The organism is Mycobacterium sp. FW102-FHT13B02, from assembly GCF_058790275.1.
The window spans coordinates 97,619-113,747 of record NZ_JBYTCM010000009.1; the positions used below are offsets into that span (position 1 = coordinate 97,619).

At 68.6% G+C, this 16,129-nt stretch carries 14 protein-coding genes; 4 read left to right on the forward strand and 10 right to left on the reverse strand.

Annotation, left to right across the window (positions count from 1 at the left end):
- The first annotated feature begins 14 nt into the window (after positions 1-14).
- On the forward strand, positions 15-1,331 hold the full coding sequence (locus AC3WTE_RS17385) for a thymidine phosphorylase (protein ID WP_492439371.1): 1,317 nt from the start codon (positions 15-17) through the stop codon (positions 1,329-1,331).
- On the opposite strand, the gene AC3WTE_RS17390 is transcribed toward AC3WTE_RS17385, so the two are convergent.
- The gene (locus AC3WTE_RS17390) at positions 1,332-3,416 is read right to left on the reverse strand and encodes a hypothetical protein (protein ID WP_492439373.1); all 2,085 of its coding nucleotides are present in this window, start codon (positions 3,414-3,416) and stop codon (positions 1,332-1,334) included.
- Positions 3,417-3,606: 190 nt separating this feature from the next.
- On the opposite strand from AC3WTE_RS17390, the gene AC3WTE_RS17395 reads away from it, so the two are divergent.
- Both AC3WTE_RS17395 and AC3WTE_RS17400 read left to right on the forward strand, forming a co-directional pair.
- Positions 3,607-4,428, forward strand: a complete 822-nt coding sequence (locus tag AC3WTE_RS17395) for a dienelactone hydrolase family protein (protein ID WP_492439375.1) — start codon at positions 3,607-3,609, stop codon at positions 4,426-4,428.
- Positions 4,429-4,456: 28 nt separating this feature from the next.
- A complete protein-coding gene (locus AC3WTE_RS17400; protein WP_492439377.1) occupies positions 4,457-5,542 on the forward strand; it encodes an adenosine deaminase in 1,086 nt (361 codons plus the stop codon).
- Here AC3WTE_RS17400 and AC3WTE_RS17405 read toward each other — a convergent pair.
- From AC3WTE_RS17405 to AC3WTE_RS17435, 7 genes are all read right to left on the reverse strand, one after another.
- Positions 5,521-8,481 (reverse strand): MMPL/RND family transporter, encoded by a 2,961-nt coding sequence (locus tag AC3WTE_RS17405; RefSeq protein ID WP_492439379.1) that lies wholly within the window; start codon positions 8,479-8,481, stop codon positions 5,521-5,523. The two genes, AC3WTE_RS17400 and AC3WTE_RS17405, sit on opposite strands and share 22 nt — an antisense overlap.
- The gene (locus AC3WTE_RS17410; protein WP_492439578.1) at positions 8,478-8,906 is read right to left on the reverse strand and encodes an MmpS family transport accessory protein; all 429 of its coding nucleotides are present in this window, start codon (positions 8,904-8,906) and stop codon (positions 8,478-8,480) included. The genes AC3WTE_RS17405 and AC3WTE_RS17410 overlap by 4 nt, the downstream gene beginning before the upstream one ends.
- 235 nt (positions 8,907-9,141) lie before the next feature.
- Complete coding sequence (locus AC3WTE_RS17415; protein ID WP_492439381.1) at positions 9,142-9,981, reverse strand: alpha/beta fold hydrolase; 840 nt, start codon at positions 9,979-9,981, stop codon at positions 9,142-9,144.
- A 58-nt stretch (positions 9,982-10,039) separates the two neighbouring features.
- Positions 10,040-11,329, reverse strand: a complete 1,290-nt coding sequence (satS, locus tag AC3WTE_RS17420; protein WP_492439383.1) for a protein export chaperone SatS — start codon at positions 11,327-11,329, stop codon at positions 10,040-10,042.
- A gap of 49 nt (positions 11,330-11,378) precedes the next feature.
- Positions 11,379-11,549: a hypothetical protein gene (locus AC3WTE_RS17425; RefSeq protein ID WP_492439385.1), complete on the reverse strand. Its 171-nt coding sequence runs from the start codon at positions 11,547-11,549 to the stop codon at positions 11,379-11,381.
- Entirely contained in the window at positions 11,546-12,646 is a 1,101-nt protein-coding gene (locus AC3WTE_RS17430; RefSeq protein WP_492439387.1) for a C40 family peptidase, read from the reverse strand. Before AC3WTE_RS17430 ends, AC3WTE_RS17425 begins: the two co-directional genes overlap by 4 nt.
- Positions 12,646-12,948, reverse strand: a complete 303-nt coding sequence (locus AC3WTE_RS17435) for a type VII secretion target (RefSeq protein WP_492439388.1) — start codon at positions 12,946-12,948, stop codon at positions 12,646-12,648. Before AC3WTE_RS17435 ends, AC3WTE_RS17430 begins: the two co-directional genes overlap by 1 nt.
- 50 nt (positions 12,949-12,998) lie before the next feature.
- Between AC3WTE_RS17435 and upp the strand changes: the two genes are divergently transcribed.
- The gene (gene upp, locus AC3WTE_RS17440; RefSeq protein WP_492439390.1) at positions 12,999-13,622 is read left to right on the forward strand and encodes a uracil phosphoribosyltransferase; all 624 of its coding nucleotides are present in this window, start codon (positions 12,999-13,001) and stop codon (positions 13,620-13,622) included.
- Positions 13,623-13,754: 132 nt separating this feature from the next.
- Here the strand turns inward: upp and AC3WTE_RS17445 are convergent, their stop codons facing one another.
- Both AC3WTE_RS17445 and AC3WTE_RS17450 read right to left on the reverse strand, forming a co-directional pair.
- A complete protein-coding gene (locus tag AC3WTE_RS17445; protein WP_492439580.1) occupies positions 13,755-15,215 on the reverse strand; it encodes a phospho-sugar mutase in 1,461 nt (486 codons plus the stop codon).
- 52 nt (positions 15,216-15,267) lie between these two features.
- Positions 15,268-16,074 carry a purine-nucleoside phosphorylase gene (locus AC3WTE_RS17450; protein WP_492439391.1) on the reverse strand — a complete coding sequence of 269 codons (807 nt, stop codon included), beginning with the start codon at positions 16,072-16,074 and terminating at the stop codon, positions 15,268-15,270.
- Positions 16,075-16,129: the final 55 nt, after the last annotated feature.

Genomic DNA, 16,129 nt, shown 5'->3' on the forward strand with positions numbered 1-16,129 from the left:
AGGAGGATTCGATCGTGCCGTCGGACGCACCACATCATGGGCCGCATCTCGATGCTCCGACCGTCATCCGCACCAAGCGGGACGGCGGCGTCCTGTCCGACGCCGCAATCGACTGGGTGATCGACGGCTACACCCACGGGCGGGTCGCTGACGCGCAGATGTCGGCCTTGCTGATGGCGATCTTCCTGCGCGGTATGACGCCGGCCGAGATCGCTCGCTGGACCGCGGCCATGGTCGACTCGGGGGAGCGTTTCGACTTCACCGACCTGCGGCGCGGCGGCCGGCCGCTCGCCCTGGTGGACAAGCACTCCACGGGCGGTGTCGGCGACAAGCTCACCATCCCGTTGGTGCCCGTCGTGCTGGCGTGCGGCGGCGCCGTGCCGCAGGCGGCGGGCCGCGGCCTCGGGCATACCGGCGGCACCCTCGACAAGCTGGAAGCGATCCCCGGATTCACCGCCGAACTGTCCAAAGAGCGTATCCGCCAACAGCTTTCCGAAATCGGAGGGGCCATCTTCGCGGCCGGCGACCTGGCACCGGCCGACCGCAAGATCTATGCCCTGCGTGACGTCACGGGCACGACGGAGTCCCTGCCGCTCATCGCCAGTTCGATCATGAGCAAGAAACTGGCCGAGGGGGCCCGCTCGCTGGTGCTGGATGTCAAGGTCGGTCGCGGCGCGTTTCTCAAGACCGAGGCCGAGTCGCGCGAGCTGGCGCGCACCATGGTCGACCTCGGCATCGCCTACGGCGTACCGACCAGGGCACTGCTCACCGACATGGACCGGCCGTTGGGTCGCGCCGTCGGCAACGCCGTCGAGGTCGCCGAGTCGCTGGAGGTGCTGGCCGGCGGCGGCCCGGACGATGTCGCCGCGCTGACGGTGGCGCTGGCCCGCGAGATGCTCGACGTGGCCGGCATCGACGGCGTCGACCCGGCACAGACCCTGACAGACGGCACCGCGATGGACTGTTTCCGGCAGTTGATCGCCGCCCAGGGCGGCGATCCCGACGCGCCTTTGCCGATGGGTGCGCACACAGAGACGGTGGTGGCCGCCCGCGGCGGGGTGATGGGCGACATCGATGCCATGGCCGTGGCGATGGCCGTGTGGCGGCTCGGCGCGGGGCGGGCCCAGCCCGGTGACCCGGTGCAGGCCGGGGCGGGGCTCTATATCCATCGCCGTAGCGGAGAGCCGGTCGCTGCCGGGGAGAAGCTGTTCACGCTGTATACCGAGACGCCCGAGCGGCTGCCGTCAGCTCTGACCGAGCTCGAAGGCGGCTGGTCCGTCAGCGACGTCCAGCCACCCTCGAGGCCGCTCGTGATCGACCGAATTGTCTAGCTAGCTCTGGTCGCCCGGCTGGCCGTCGGCGCCCTTGGTGCCGTCGGAGCCCTTCGTGCCCTTGGGCGCAGCGCCTCCGGTGCCGAGGGCTCCGCCCGTGCCGGCGTCGCCGGCGGTGGCGCCGGCAGACCCGTTGCCACCGCTACCGCCGCTGCCACCGTTACCCCCATTGCCGCCATCACCGACGATGGACCCGCCGGCGCCGCCGTTGCCCGCATCGCCGCCGGTGCCGCCGTCACCCGCGAATTGGCCGGTGCCAGAGTTGCCGGGCCCGGAGTCGGCATTGCCGCCGTTACCGCCCTTACCGCCGTTGCCGTACTTGCCGCCGTTCCCGCCGGCACCGCCCTTACCGCCGTCAGAGCCGGTACCGGTGCCATTGAAGCTGTAGCCGCTTCCGCCGTTCCCGCCGCTGCCGTTGCCCTTCGCGACGGTCGCGGTACCGACCGCCCCGTTGGTGCCCCGGTTGCCGGCGAGGCCGCCGCCGAATCCCTCGTAGCCAAGGGCGCCACCGGCTCCGTTCATACCTGCCGTGCCGCCGTCGCCGCCGTTGCCGCCGTTGCGGTTGGCGCCGGTTCCGTTCGCGCCGTCTGCGCCGTTCCCCGCCAGGCCGGCGTTGCCACCCTTGCCGCCGTTGCCGCCACTGCCGTTGCGGCCCAAGTAGATAGACGAGTCGCCACCCCAACCGGCTGCGCCGCCCGCACCGCCGTTGCTGCCGTCGCCGCCCTTGCCGCCATTGCCGTTGTTGATGGGGTTGCCGTTCGTGTCGACTTGGCCGGCAGCGGTCGCACCGGCTCCGCCCGCCGCCCCGGCTCCACCGTTGCCGCCGTTGCCGCCATTACCACCGCTGGAGGCGTAGCTGTTGCGTCCGGCGCTGCCGCCGTGGCCGGCCGCACCGCCATCGCCGCCCTTGGTGGCGTTCCCGCCATTGCTGGCCGCAGCGGTGCCCCCACCGACGCCGGCCGCACCGGCCGTGCCGGCGGCCCCGTTGCCGCCGTGACCGCCGTTGCCGCCGGTGCTCAACCAGGCCCATTGGCCGGTGTTGCCCCCGTCGCCGCCCGCGCCACCATTTCCGCCAGGCGCCGTCGCGGAAGCGCCGTTACCGCCGTGTCCGCCATTGCCCCAGAACACACCACCATTGCCGCCACGGCCGCCGTCGGCGCCCGCGGCCACGCCGTTGCTGCCGTTACCGCCGTGTCCGATGAGCTGTGCGCTCGCCCCTCTGCCGCCGCCAAAACCATTGCCGCCGTTGCCGATCAGACCGCTGCGCCCGCCGTTGCAGATGGTGAGGCACGTAGCGGCGGTGTAGCTGAACCCGTTGCCCAGCAGGATGCCCGCGTTGGGATGGTCGGCGGTGCCGTTGCCGATGAAGAACGCCACCACGCGGCCACCCTCGGTGCCGATGGTGTGGGCGGAATTGCGAAGATCGCGCCCGATAGAGGTCAGCAAGCCGGTGGTCATCGCGATCATCGGCGCCAACGGATTCGGTGCGGTGTTCGGGGTGGCGGCCAGGGACGTCGCGGTGCGCGTCGCGAAGTTCGCTGTGGTGCCCGCAGGTTGACCCGAGAACACCGCGGCGATCGGAGCCGCTGCCGCCGGTCGCGATGCCGCCGCGGCCGGAGCTGTCGCCGCGGCCGGAACGGCAGCCGCTGTCGGAGAGACTGCCGAGGCCTTTGCCGGAGTGGAGTTTTCGGCCTTGCGCGCGGGTTTGGTCTTCGGGGTGGATGTCGTCGGTTCGCTCGGCTTGGCCGCCGCCGAGCTGCGCGACTGCCGCGCGGACGCTGCGGGGGAGTTGGCTTTGGCGGGCGAGTTCTTGTTCGCCTGGGTGCGCTTGTCGGGCTTGGGCTTTGACGAGCCGGAGGATTCGGAGCCGCCGTTGGACTTGGTCGGCGTGCCGGCTGAGCCTGATGCCTGACCGGACGGCGTGGACGACGCGGAGTGGCCGGTGCCGTCACCGGTCTGTGCCGATGCCACGGCTGCGGGAGCCAGCAGTGCTGCCCCGATGCCGACTGCCGCGGCACCGGCGCTCAACCAGCCCGATACCGGCAACGTCCGCGGTTCGCGCTGCTTCCGATGTGCACCTGCCACAACTGCCCCCTCAGTTTGAAAAATCGCGATTGTCCGCTGCGTTGATCAGCTCGGCTAAATTTACGCACAGGAAACATACAGGAATGGGCATATCCGTAAATTTCTCGGATCGGCCTGTGCCGCGGCCGATTCGCGGTGGGCGAAAAGACATCCATGGTTCTGGCACATGTGCGCGGCTAGGGTCATGCGCATGGCTGACGACGCTCTGCTCGACTTCGAACGCTCCGAGTTCACCTACAACGGCACGACCCGCACCGTATTTCGTCGCGGTAGCGGACCGGCCGTCATTGTGATCGCCGAAATACCGGGCATCACGCCCAAGGTCCTCGACTTCGCCCGCAAGGTTGCCGATCTGGGTTGTACCGCTGTACTGCCGCACCTTTTCGGCATCCCGGGCCTTGACCCCAACGCCAGCAACATGGCCGCGCTCAAAGGCATGGCGTCAGTGGTGCCGTCGTGCATCAGCAAGGAGTTCACCATCCTCGCCACGGGCAAGACGTCGCCGGTGGTCGACTGGCTGCGGGCGCTGGCGCGCGCCGAGCACGAACGCTGTGGCGGCCCCGGCGTCGGCGCGATCGGCATGTGCTTCACCGGTGGCTACGCCTTGGCGATGGCCACGGACGACGTCATCCTGGCCCCGGTGCTGTCGCAGCCGTCGATGCCCGTGGGGCTGACCGCCAAACAGCGCCACAACATCGACATCTCGCCGGCGGACCTGGAGGTCGTCAAAGGCCGCTGCGCCCGCGGGCTCAACGTCCTCGGGATGCGATTCAAGGGCGACAAGCTGGTGCCGGCAGAGCGTTTCGACTTCCTGCGCGAGCAGCTCGGTGACGCCTTCATCGCTGTCGAACTCGAGGACGCCGACGCCAACCCCGACGCCCGCCTGCCACCGCACTCGGTGGTCACCGAGCATCTGATCGACGAGCCGGGCCAGCCGACCCGAGCCGCGCTGGATCAGGTGCTGGACCTGTTCCGGACACGGCTGCTGCCGGCGGCGGAACCCGCGGGCTAAAAGCCACCATCCAGCGCAAGATGGACACATGACCACCCTGACGCTGGATCAGATCAAGCAGGCACCGAAAGCCCTGTTGCACGATCACCTGGACGGCGGCCTACGCCCCGCCACGGTGGTGGAGCTGGCCGAGCAGAGCGGCTACCGCGACCTGCCCACCATGGACGTCGGTGAGCTGGCGATGTGGTTCCGTACCCAGGCGCACAGCGGATCACTGGTCCGCTATCTGGAGCCGTTCGCGCACACTGTCGGCGTCATGCAGACCACCGACGCGCTGTACCGCGTCGCATACGAATGCGTCGAGGACCTGGCCGCCGACAACGTCGTCTACGCCGAGGTCCGGTTCGCGCCCGAGCTGCACATCGCCGGCGGTCTGGTGCTCGACGAGGTTGTCGACGCGGTGCTGGCCGGATTCGCCGACGGGGAGAAGGCCGCGGCAGCGGCGGGGCATGCGACGACGGTCCGGTGCCTGGTGACCGCGATGCGGCACGCCGCGCGGTCTCGCGAGATCGCCGAGCTGGCCATCCGGTTCCGCGACCTGGGTGTGGTCGGGTTCGACATCGCCGGTGCCGAGGCCGGCTACCCTCCGACCCGCCACCTCGATGCCTTCGAGTACATGCGGGGGAACAACGCGCGTTTCACGATTCACGCCGGTGAGGCCTTCGGGCTGCCGTCGATCCACGAGGCCATCGCCTATTGCGGCGCCGATCGGCTGGGGCACGGCGTGCGCATCGTCGACGACATCGAGGCCGGACGCGACGGTGCCTACCGGCTCGGGCGCGTGGCGAACATTGTGCGGGACAAGCGGATTCCGCTGGAGATGTGCCCGAGCAGCAATGTGCAGACCGGCGCCGCGGCCAGCATCGCCGAGCACCCGTTCGACCAGTTGGCGCGGCTCCGCTTCCGCGTCACCGTGAACACCGACAACCGCCTGATGAGCGATACCACCATGACGCAGGAGATGGCGCATCTGGTGAACGAGTTCGGCTACGGCTGGAGCGATCTGCAACGGTTCACGATCAACGCCATGAAGTCGGCCTTCATCCCGTTCGATGAGCGGCTCGCGATCATCGACGACGTCATCAAACCGCGCTACGCCGTGCTGGTCGGATAGCTGTCCGTCGGGGCGTCGTCAACGAAGCCCGCCCGACCGCCTCCGGAGCCCGCGGTCGCAGGCTCCTGCTGCCGCGGCTGCTGGAACGCCTTGGGCACGAACTTCTCGGTGTTGTACCTGCCCCGCGGGTGCACCACCTGCGGCCACCAGAACCAGCGGCCGAGCAGCACCGCGATGGACGGCATCAGCAGTGACCGCACGATGAAGGTGTCGATCAGCAGACCGATGGCGATGGTCGAGCCCATCTGCGCCAGCACGATCAGCTTGCTTGCCATCATGCCGGCCATGGTGGCCGCGAACACCAGTCCGGCCGACGTCACGACGCCGCCGGTGCCCGCCATGGACCGGATGATGCCGGTCTTCAGGCCGGCGTGAATCTCGTCCTGGAACCGGGAGACCAGGAGCAGGTTGTAGTCCGAGCCGACCGCCAACAGGATGATGACCGACATCAGCATGACCAGCCACTGCACCTGGATGCCGAACAGGTCCTGCCACAGCAGCACCGAGATGCCGAACGACGCGGCGATGGAGCTGCCCGCCGTGCCGACGATCGTCAGCGCCGCGACCGCGCTGCGGGTCAGGATGAGCATGATCATGAAGATCAGCGTCAGCGAGGACACCACGGCGATCATCAGGTCGTAGCGCGCGCCGTCGGCCATGTCCTTGTAGGTCGCCGCGACGCCGCCGAGGTAGATCTTGGCGTCCGACAGCGACGACATCTTCAAGGCCTCCTGCGCGGCCTTGCGTTCGGATTCCACTCGGGCGATGCCGTCGACGGTCGCCGGGTCGCTCTGGTGGGTGATGAACATACGCGCCGACTTGCCGTCCGGTGACATGAACATCTTCAGCCCACGCTGGAAGTCCGGGTTCTGGAAGGCCTCGGGCGGCAGGTAGAACAGGTCGTCGTTCTTGGCGCCGTCGAAGGCGGCACCCATCGCCAGCGCGGTGTCGTTCATCGCCTGCATCTGGTCGATGAGGGCCTTCTGCGAGTTGTACGACGCCAGCGACAGGTCCCGGCTGGTCTTCATCGATGCGATGGTCTGGGGGAGCAGCGCCGTCAGCTTCGGTGCGAGGTCCGCCAGTTTGTCGGTGTTGACCTGGACGTCGCTGGTCCGGTCGGTCAGTTCATCGATGCCGTCCAGGGAGTCGAACACCGACCGGATGGCCGCGCACATCGGGATGTCGAAGCAGTGCGGTTCCCAGTAGAAGTAGTTGCGCATCGGCCGGAACTGGTCGTCGAAGTTCGCGATGTTGTCGCGCATCTGCTCGGTCACCTTGAGCAGCTCCTGGGACTTGCGGTCCGAGTCCTGGGTCAGCCTGGTCTGCTCGAGAGACAGTGCGTACTGCTTCTCCAGGATGTCGATCGAGACGTTGGTCGCGTCGATCATCCTGAGCTGGTCTTCCAGTTGCTTGCGCTGGAACGGCAGGTTCATGTTGCTGGTCTGGCCCGAGATACTCGTCTGGAACGGAATCGAGCTGTGCTGGATGGGGATTCCGAGCGGCCGGGTGATGCTCTGCACCATCGCGATGCCCTCGGTGTGCATCACGTTGCTCGCAATCTTGTTCAGCACCAGCATGTCGGCGGGATTGCGCATGTCGTGGCCGGACTCGACCATCAGGATGTCGGGGTTCATCCGGGCCTGCGTGAAGTGCCTGTCGGCGGCCGCGAAGCCGATGTTGACCTTGGCGTCCGCGGGCAGGTAGTAGCGGTCGTTGTAGGCGGGTTTGTAGCCGGGGATGGCCACGATCCCGATCAGCACGACGAAGAGGCTGGCCACCAGAATCGGTGCGGGCCAACGCACCACGGACGTGCCGATGCGGCGCCAGAACCTGCTCTGCGGCGGCCGCTTGGATTCGTACATCCCGACCCGGCTGCCGAGGAACAGGACGGCCGGCCCGAGCGTGACCGAGATCGCCACCACCACGAGCATGCCGATCGCGACGGGCGCGCCCATGGTGGTGAAGTAGGGCAAACGGCAGAAGCTCAGGCAGTACGTGGCGCCGGCGATGGTCAGCCCGGAACCCACGATCACGGGCGCGACGGACTTGAAGGTGGCGTAGTACGAGTCGTCGCGGTCCAGGCCCATGCCGCGGTCTTCGCGGTACCGGCCGAAGATGAAGATGCCGTAGTCGGTGGCCGCGGCGATCGCCAGCATCGTCAGGATGTTGCCCGCGAAGGTCGTCAGCCCGAAAACATCGTGAGTGGCGAGCACCGAGACCACACCGCGTGCGGTCAGCAGCGCCAGGAACGTCAGGAACAGCTGGACCAGCGTGGTCCTGACCGAGCGGTAGACCACCAGCAGCATGCCCGCGATCGCGGCGAGGGTGATCAGGGTGATCATCACCAGGCTCGCGTTGCCGATGACGTGCAGATCGTCGGTCAGCGCGGCGGGCCCGGCGACGTACGCCTGCACGCCCGGCGGGGCTTTGGTCTCCTCGATGACCTTGCGGACCGCGTCCACGCCTTCGTTGGCAAGCGTCATGCCCTGTTCGCCGGCGAGGTTGAGCATCACGTACGACGCCTTGCCGTCGGCGCTCTGGGCTCCGGCCGCCGTCAGCGTGTCGCCCCAGAAGTCCTGGATGTGCTGAATGTGCTCGGGATCGCGCTGCAGTTTGCGGATGATCTCGTCGTAGTACGCGTGCGCGTCCGGGCCCAGCGGTTCCTTGCCCTCGACGACGACCATGATGGTGCTGTTGGAGTTGAACTCCTTGAAGTTGGCGCCCATCAACTTCATCGCGTGCATCGATGGGGCGTCTTCGGGCGCCATGGGCGCGGCGTGCAGCTCGCCGACGACTTCGAGCGGCGGTGCGATCACGTTCACCAGTACGGCGATCGCGATCCAGAACAGGATGATCGGCACCGACAGGATGCGCAGCGCGTGTGCGAACTTGGGCCGCTTGCCTGCTGTGTCGTGTTGTGTCTCAAGTGTTTCGGTCATGCGGACTTCACCAGGCAGTAGGTCTGGGCGTTGACGCCATTGGCGGATTGCTCCTCGCGGACGGTGCCGTTGACGGTGACGCGGCAACCGATGTGGTCGCTGCTGCGCTCACCGTCGCTGCGCGCCATCAGGTTCGCGCTGACGGTCGGCAGGGTGGTGGACAGGGTGACGGACCAGGGCAGCGGGGCGCTGACCGAGTGCACGTTGGCGTCCGGATCGAAGTAGCTGATCTCGGCTGAGCTTCCAGGCGGTCCGTAGACCTCATACACCAGCACCTTGGGGTTGAACTGGACGATCTCGATGCCCGCACCGGCATGGGCGTTGAGGTTCTCCGACCCGAACTTCGCGTGCAGGCGGGACACCACGAGACCCGACACCGCCAACACGGCCACCAGAAGAAGAGGTATCCAGACCTTCTTCAGCAGCCCTATCGACCTCTGCTTCAATCGTCGACCCGTCGACACCGACCGCACCCGACCACCTTCCGCTCAACGCGTTGACCGACCCCGACGATCAAGCTGCTGCCCTCGCCCGCTCACGGCAGGCGACTCCGCTTACTCAGCGGATTCTTGGGAAATTCTTACGCGTTGCTAACTAATTTTGCAATGCGAATTCCTGAGGGCTGGAACCGGGGTCCTGTTGCGGCAGGTAAACGGGCTTTCAGTCGGTCAGGACCGCCCGCAGTGCATTGGCGAACTCGGCGGGTGCGGCCATGAACCCACCGTGATCGCCAGGGAAGACGACGGGCTCGATGCCCAGCCGGCGGCACAGTGCCAACGAGGTGCCGTGGGTGATGAGGTGCTCGGATTCGGCGCCGATGCCGACTACGATCCGGGCTGTTTTCAGGGCCTGGACGTCCGGCACATACGTTGTGGTGCAGAGCAATTCATGGTTGAAGAAGCGGGACAGGTCGGCGAGCTGCTTGGCCATCTCGCTCGGTGCGGGCGGCGGTCCCTGCTGAACCGGCGTGCCGTCCTCGGACTGGTCGAAGCCCGCCGTGGCCATGAACTTCGCCATCGCCGCGCCGGGTCCGTCGCTGTGGAACGTGGCGATGATGTCCCGCGTCGCCGCGCGCTGTCTGGCGGCGTCGGACGCGGGCAACAACTCCAACAGCGGCGGCTCATGCGCGACCAATGTTCGCACCCAGCCCGGATACTTGGCCGCCAGCGCCAGGCCGGTCACCGCGCCGCCACTGGAGCCGAAGACGTCGGCCGGGCCGGCGCCCAGGTCTTCGAGGATTGCGGCGACGTCGTCGGCCCGCAGTTCCGGCGTGGAGTCCTGCGCGGGGTTGTCGATGGGACTGGCTCCCAGACCGCGGGGGTCGTACGTCACGACCGTGTGGTCGACGGCCAGGGCGTCGGCCACCGAGGCGAACTCGGACGCCGTCATCGGCGAACCGATGACGGCGAGCGCCGGCCCGCTGCCGCGCACCTCGTAGTGCAGGGTGGCGCCGGGGACGGCGAGGCTTCGAACGACGGGCTGGGCGCTGGTCTGGGTCATGTCAGTGCAGACCGGTGGGGCACAGGGAACTCATCGCACGCTCGTCTTTTCCTGGGCGTTACTCCTGGCGCAGGCGTGACTCGACGAAGCGCTCCAGGGTCTCCCACTGGGCGACGGTCTCGGCGTATGGCTTCGGCGGGGCGCCGACGGTCTCGGGCTCCAGCACATGACCGACGAACTTGCCCAGCGGCTGGCTGGTGGTCAGGTACTTGTCGGCGGTGCCGTCGTCGGCGTAGTCACACACGTCGCGGACGAACTCGACCGCCAGGTCCAGCTGCTCGCGGTCGACGGCGTCGGGGCCGTCGGAGATGTCGTCCGACAGGCCGCTGAGCACGTAGACGTTGTCCTCGGTGACGCGGATCTGCAACGAGCCGTCGGTGGCCGCGGTGCGGATGTCGCTGTAGGCCTCGAAGCTGGACAGGTCGCTCTCGTGCTCATCGGCCAGGTAGCGGGCCAGGGCGCGCTCCGAACCGAACACACTGATGCGGCCGTTGCGGCCGAGGAACCGCGGCTGGTCGTTGTAGTAGCAGCGCAGCGTGTAGAAGGTGCCGCCCTTGGTCATGATGCGGACCGGGTCGATGCCGACGCGCTCCCAGAAGTCTTCGTCGCCGCCGAGCAGCTGGCGCTCGGCCTGTGCGGTCAGGGCCGCCTCCTCGGAGTCGGTGTCCACCTCGTCCTCGATGACCACATCGTCGGAGTCTTCGGCCGCAGCCTCGGCCTCGTCGAGTTCGTCTTCCTCGGGCTCGGGCGCGGGCTCGTCGAGCTCTGCCTGGGCCTTCTCCGCGACCTTGGCGTCGACCTCGGGGGTGGTCACCAGCGCGTCGATGGCATCGAGCACATGGTCCCAGCTGCGGCCGACGGCGGCCTCGATGTCGGCCCAGCGCTTGCGGCCGGCTCGGCCCGAGTAGGCCTCGGCCCCGCCGCCGAGCGTCGACAGCACGGGGTTGCCGTTGAAGAACTTCGCCACGGCGATCAGGTCGCACACCGAGCCGAGCGCGCCGACGACCTGCAGCGTCCGCCGCAGTGCGGTGACCGACTCCTCGGTGGGCTTCTCGGCGACCAGTTCCGGAACGCCGACCAGGTCGTGCAGGTGGCTCTCGTCCGGGTTCAGGCGGTGGGCGTTGGCCTCGCCGAGTGCCTTCCACTTCGGGTGGTCGGCGAGGTCGTTGTCGGTGTTGGTCCGCACAAAAGCGGCCAGGTCAGCGACGGATTCGAAGGCGTAGAGATCGTCCTCGTGGCCGAGGAACGCTTCCCACTCGTCGTCCGAGTCGCGCCACAGCGGCGCCCACAGGGTGTACAGATCGCCTTTGGTCAACCCGAGCCGAACCGGCACGATGTCAGCAGCCATGCGGCACAGCCTATCGGCGTTCAGGTTGGTCGACGCTGGGGGCATCGGGTCACCGGGTGGTGGGCGAGCCGTGTCGGCGCAGATCGTCGCGCAGGTGGTTCAGCGCCGTAGTGATATCGGCGGCGGCGTCCGCTCTCGACAGTTCGGTAGCCGCACGCCTCAGCACCGCCAGCGCCGCGCGGGCGCGGGCCATCGCGTCGTCGTATTCGGCAGCGGTCATGCGGTCGGGCGGAAAAAGCCGTGGAAACCCTGGTTCAGGTTGGTGGTTCGGATCGGGGACAGCTGTACAGGGTCGCCGGCTTCCACCATGAGGCCGTTGCCGACGATCATCGCGACGTGGCCGTCCCACACCGCGAGGTCTCCGGGGCGTAGCGAGCCGCGGTCGACGGCGGCGCCGATGTCCTGCTCCTGCGCCAGCCGCGGTAGGTCGAGGCCGGCCTCGCGATACGCCCACTGCGTCAGGCCGCTGCAGTCCAGCCCGACGCCGGGCGTCGTCCCGCCCCACACGTACGGCACACCCAGTTGCGTCAGAGCGTGCCGCACCGCGTCGGCCGCGACCTTGTTGGGTGCGGTGGCGGTGGTGCCGTCGGGCAGCGTGATGGCTTCGCCGGCGCCGAACTTTGCCGGGTCGGGCGGTCGGCGGTGGCCGAGCGCGGCCTGCGCAGCCTGGGCAGCGGGACCCGCGAGCCCACTCGCCCAATTGGTGCCAAGGCCGCCGGCTGAACCCAGGCTCGGCAGGCCCATACCGGGGCCTGGCCCGGCGGAGGTCCCCGTGCCCAGACTGCTAGTCGGCCAAGACGATCCGTGACTTGCCGGCGGAGGCGCGCTCGCTACCGCGGTGACCTGCTCGGCTTGGCCGGCGAGTTCGGTGTGCAGCTCGTCCACCACGGCGATGGCCTCGTCGAGAGCGCGACTGGCCTCGTCGATGAGTGCCGCGGCATCGGCGGGCGATTCGAGGGTGGCTTCGAGCTCGGCGGCTCTGGTCTCGAAATTCCGCAGTATGGTGTCCAGACGTTCGCGGGCCCGTGCCACTGCGGCAGCGGCGCGTTCGGTGTGGGTGCTGAGCTGCCCGGCGGTCATCGCCATCGCCACGATGGCTGTGACGGCCGCGTTCGCGAACTGGCTCGCACCGCCCGCTGCGGCGCCGGTCCACTGCCCGCCCGCCTGCTGCCACGCGCCGTCGGCAGCGGCGGCGACGTTGTCCAGCCCGGACTGCACCGCGCGCAGGGCATCGGACGGATCAGCTCCGCCGGGACCGACCAGCGCCTGCACCTCCCGGATCGGCGCCGTGAGGGCGGTTGTCAACGAACCCGTCATCACCAGGCTCCGATCCGGCCGCCGGCGCTGTGGTCGGCGTCGATGAAGTCGGCCGCGGTGCGGAGGGCCGCTGCGCTGCCGGTGTCCAGGTGCGCGCTGAGCCGGTGCGCCAACTGAGCCTGGTGGTGCGTTGCTTGTGCCAGTGCGGCGGCGAAGGTCGCACCGACCGGGCCGAACACGTCGAACTCTCGCGTGAGGGCGGTCAGGCTCGCCGCATGCGTGGCCAGTTCGGTGCTCTGAGCGCGGTAATCAGCGGCCAGAGCGTGCAGAGCTGACGGGTCCACGGTCAGGTTTCGGGTCATGTGGATAAGACGGCCGTCATGCCCGTTCGGTTCCATTAATCTTGGCGCCCATGGACGTCCGGGTCGTCGACCACCCCCTGGCCGCCGCGCGGCTGACCACCTTGCGCGACGAGCGCACCGACAATGCGGGGTTTCGCGCTGCGCTGCGTGACCTGACGCTGATGCTGGTCTACGAGGCCACCCGCTCCCTGGCGTGTGAAGAGTTGCCGGTCCAGACCCCGGTGGCGGCCACCACGGGGTCGCGGCTGTCGAACCCGCCTCTGTTGGTGCCGGTGCTGCGCGCCGGTCTGGGCATGGTCGACCAGGCGCACGCGTTGATTCCGGAGGCTCAGGTCGGCTTCGTCGGCATGGCCCGCGACGAGACGACCCATCAACCGACGCCGTACCTGGAGTCGCTGCCGGCGGATCTGAGCGGGCGGCCGGTCATGGTGCTGGACCCGATGCTGGCCACCGGTGGGTCGCTGGCGCACACTCTGCGCCTGCTTCTCGACCGCGGGGCTGACGACATCACCGCCGTGTGCGTGGTGTGCGCTCCCGACGGAATTGCCTTGGTGGAGAAGGTGGTTCCTTCGCTGAAGTTGGTCACCGCGACCATCGACGACAGCCTGAACACCGACGCGTACATCGTGCCCGGGCTGGGCGATGCGGGGGACCGGCAGTTCGGTCCGCGCTGAGGATGGCATCGGGCGTGTCGCCTGCGTCGGCGTGTCGTCTGCTCTTGCAACACTTGCGATCTGGAACCGTCAGCACTTGCTGACGATGTCAACTCATGCTGACGGGTTCCGTCGCCAAGGTGTCAGGGACACTCAGGCCGGGGCCAGGAGCCCGGCTACCGCGTCCCGGATATTCGCCAGTTCTGACTCGGCGATGGTGCGGCTGGCAGTCACATCGGCGGCCGGTAGCCTGCTGATCTCGAGATAGCCCTTGACCTTTGGCTCCGTGCCCGACGGACGCACCGCGACCCGAAGGCCCTCGCCGGTGAAGATGAGGGCGTCGGTGCGCCGTTGTCCGCGGAGCTGCGCCAGGTCCTGCGTGCGGACCGGGATGCCGGCGATCTCGGTCGGCGGTTCGGCCCGCAGGCGGGACATCACCGCGTCGGCGTCGGTGTGTACCGAAACCGCGCCGGTGACGTGGACGCCGTACTTCGCGGCAAGGTAGTCCAATCGACGCTCGACCGTCTGGCCTTGATTCCGCAGTGCCACAACCAGATCGCAGAACACCACTGCCGCGCTGATGCCGTCTTTGTCGCGCACCGCCTCGGGGTCGACGCAGTGCCCGATGGCCTCTTCGTAGGCGTAGCGCAGGGTGGCGCCCGGAATGTCGTTGTCGGCGCGGGCCAGCCACTTGAAGCCGGTGAGGGTTTCGACATGGTGGGCGCCGTAGTCGGCAGCGATCGAGCCGAGCAGTTGCGACGACACGAGTGAGCTGGCGACGACGGTGTCTCTGGCTTCGTCCGGGCGCAGGCGCGACAACAGGTAATCGCCTAGCAGCCAACCGGTTTCGTTGCCGGACAGCATGCGCCAGCCACTGGTGGTCGGGATGCCCACGGCGCAGCGGTCCGCATCGGGATCGAGGGCGATTGCGACTTCGGCGCCGGTCTCGTCGGCCAACGCCAGCAGCAGGTCGGTGGCGCCGGGCTCTTCGGGATTCGGGAACACCACGGTGGGGAAGTCCGGATCGGGGTCGAATTGTGTTGCCACCGTGCGAATATCGACGATGTCGGCGCGGTTGAGCACATCAACCGCCAATGCGCCACCGACTCCGTGCATCGCGGTCAGCGCCACCCGGACGTCACCTTCGGTCGTGCGCAGTGCCCCGGTGTGCCGCGCGTACTGCTCGACAAGCGTCTCATCGGCGGGCGTCACGGGCTGCCGGGCGATGTCGGTTGGCGCCTGGCGCATGGCGGTCTCGATGTCCCGATCGGTCGGCGGGACGATCTGGATGCCGCCGTCGAAGTACACCTTGTAACCGTTGTCGGCCGGCGGATTGTGCGACGCCGTGATCTGGACGCCGGCCACGGCATTGAGATGTCGCACCGCATAGGCGACGACGGGTGTCGGCGCCGGGTGGGGGAGCAACACCACGGAAAATCCCTGGGCGGCAAAGATTTCTGCCGTCGCGGTGGCGAATTCGTCGGAGTGGTGCCGCGCGTCGCGACCGACCACGACCGTCGACCCGCCCCGGCGACGCTCTTTGAGCACCTGGGCCACCGCCCACGTCGCGCGACTGACGGTGGTGACGTTCATGGCGTCGAGGCCCTCACGCATGGGGCCACGAAGGCCGGCGGTGCCGAAGGTCAGGGGCGCAGATGCCACGGGGTCACATCCGCAGGAGTAACTCGGCCAGCAGCGTCCCCATCCGGGTCGCGGACTGGCGTCCTGCCTCCAGTACCTCGGCGTGGCTGAGCGGTTGGCCCGTCATACCGGCCGCCAGATTCGTCACCATCGAGATGCCCAGCACCTCGGCGCCGCCGGCGCGGGCGGCGATGGTCTCGTGCACCGTCGACATGCCGACCAGGTCGGCACCGAGGGTCCGCAGCATCCGAATTTCGGCTGGCGTCTCGTAATGCGGGCCGGGCAGTCCGGCATACACGCCTTCGGCCAGCGACGGATCGACGGCGCGGGCCAGTGCCCGCAGCCGCGGCGAGTAGGCGTCGACCAGGTCGACGAACTGCGCACCAACCAGGGGCGAGCGGGCCGTCAGGTTCAGGTGGTCGCTGATCAGCACCGGCTGGCCCACCGAGTACCCCTCGCGCAGGCCGCCCGCCGCGTTGGTCAGCACCACCGTGCTTGCGCCTGCCGCGATGGCGGTGCGCACCGGGTGGACGACATGACGCAGGTCATGGCCCTCATAGGCGTGGATACGGCCCAGCATGACCAGCACACCCCTTTCGCCGACCCGCAGCGCCAGCACCTGGCCGCCGTGTCCGGACGCGGTCGGCGGGGAGAACCCGGGGAGGTCACCCATGGCGATGGCGGCTGAGGGCTCACCCAGCACGGCAGCGGCTGGTGCCCAGCCCGAACCGAGCACGACGGCCACGTCGAAGCCGGCGATTCCGGTGCGGTCACGGATGGCGGCGGCGGCCGCAGCGGCCGCGAAGTCAGGGGTGGCCTGCGGATCGGTCACGGCATCCACCTTAGGTCTATCCCGTCGCTTCGCTCGCCCCGACAGTTGCCACCTG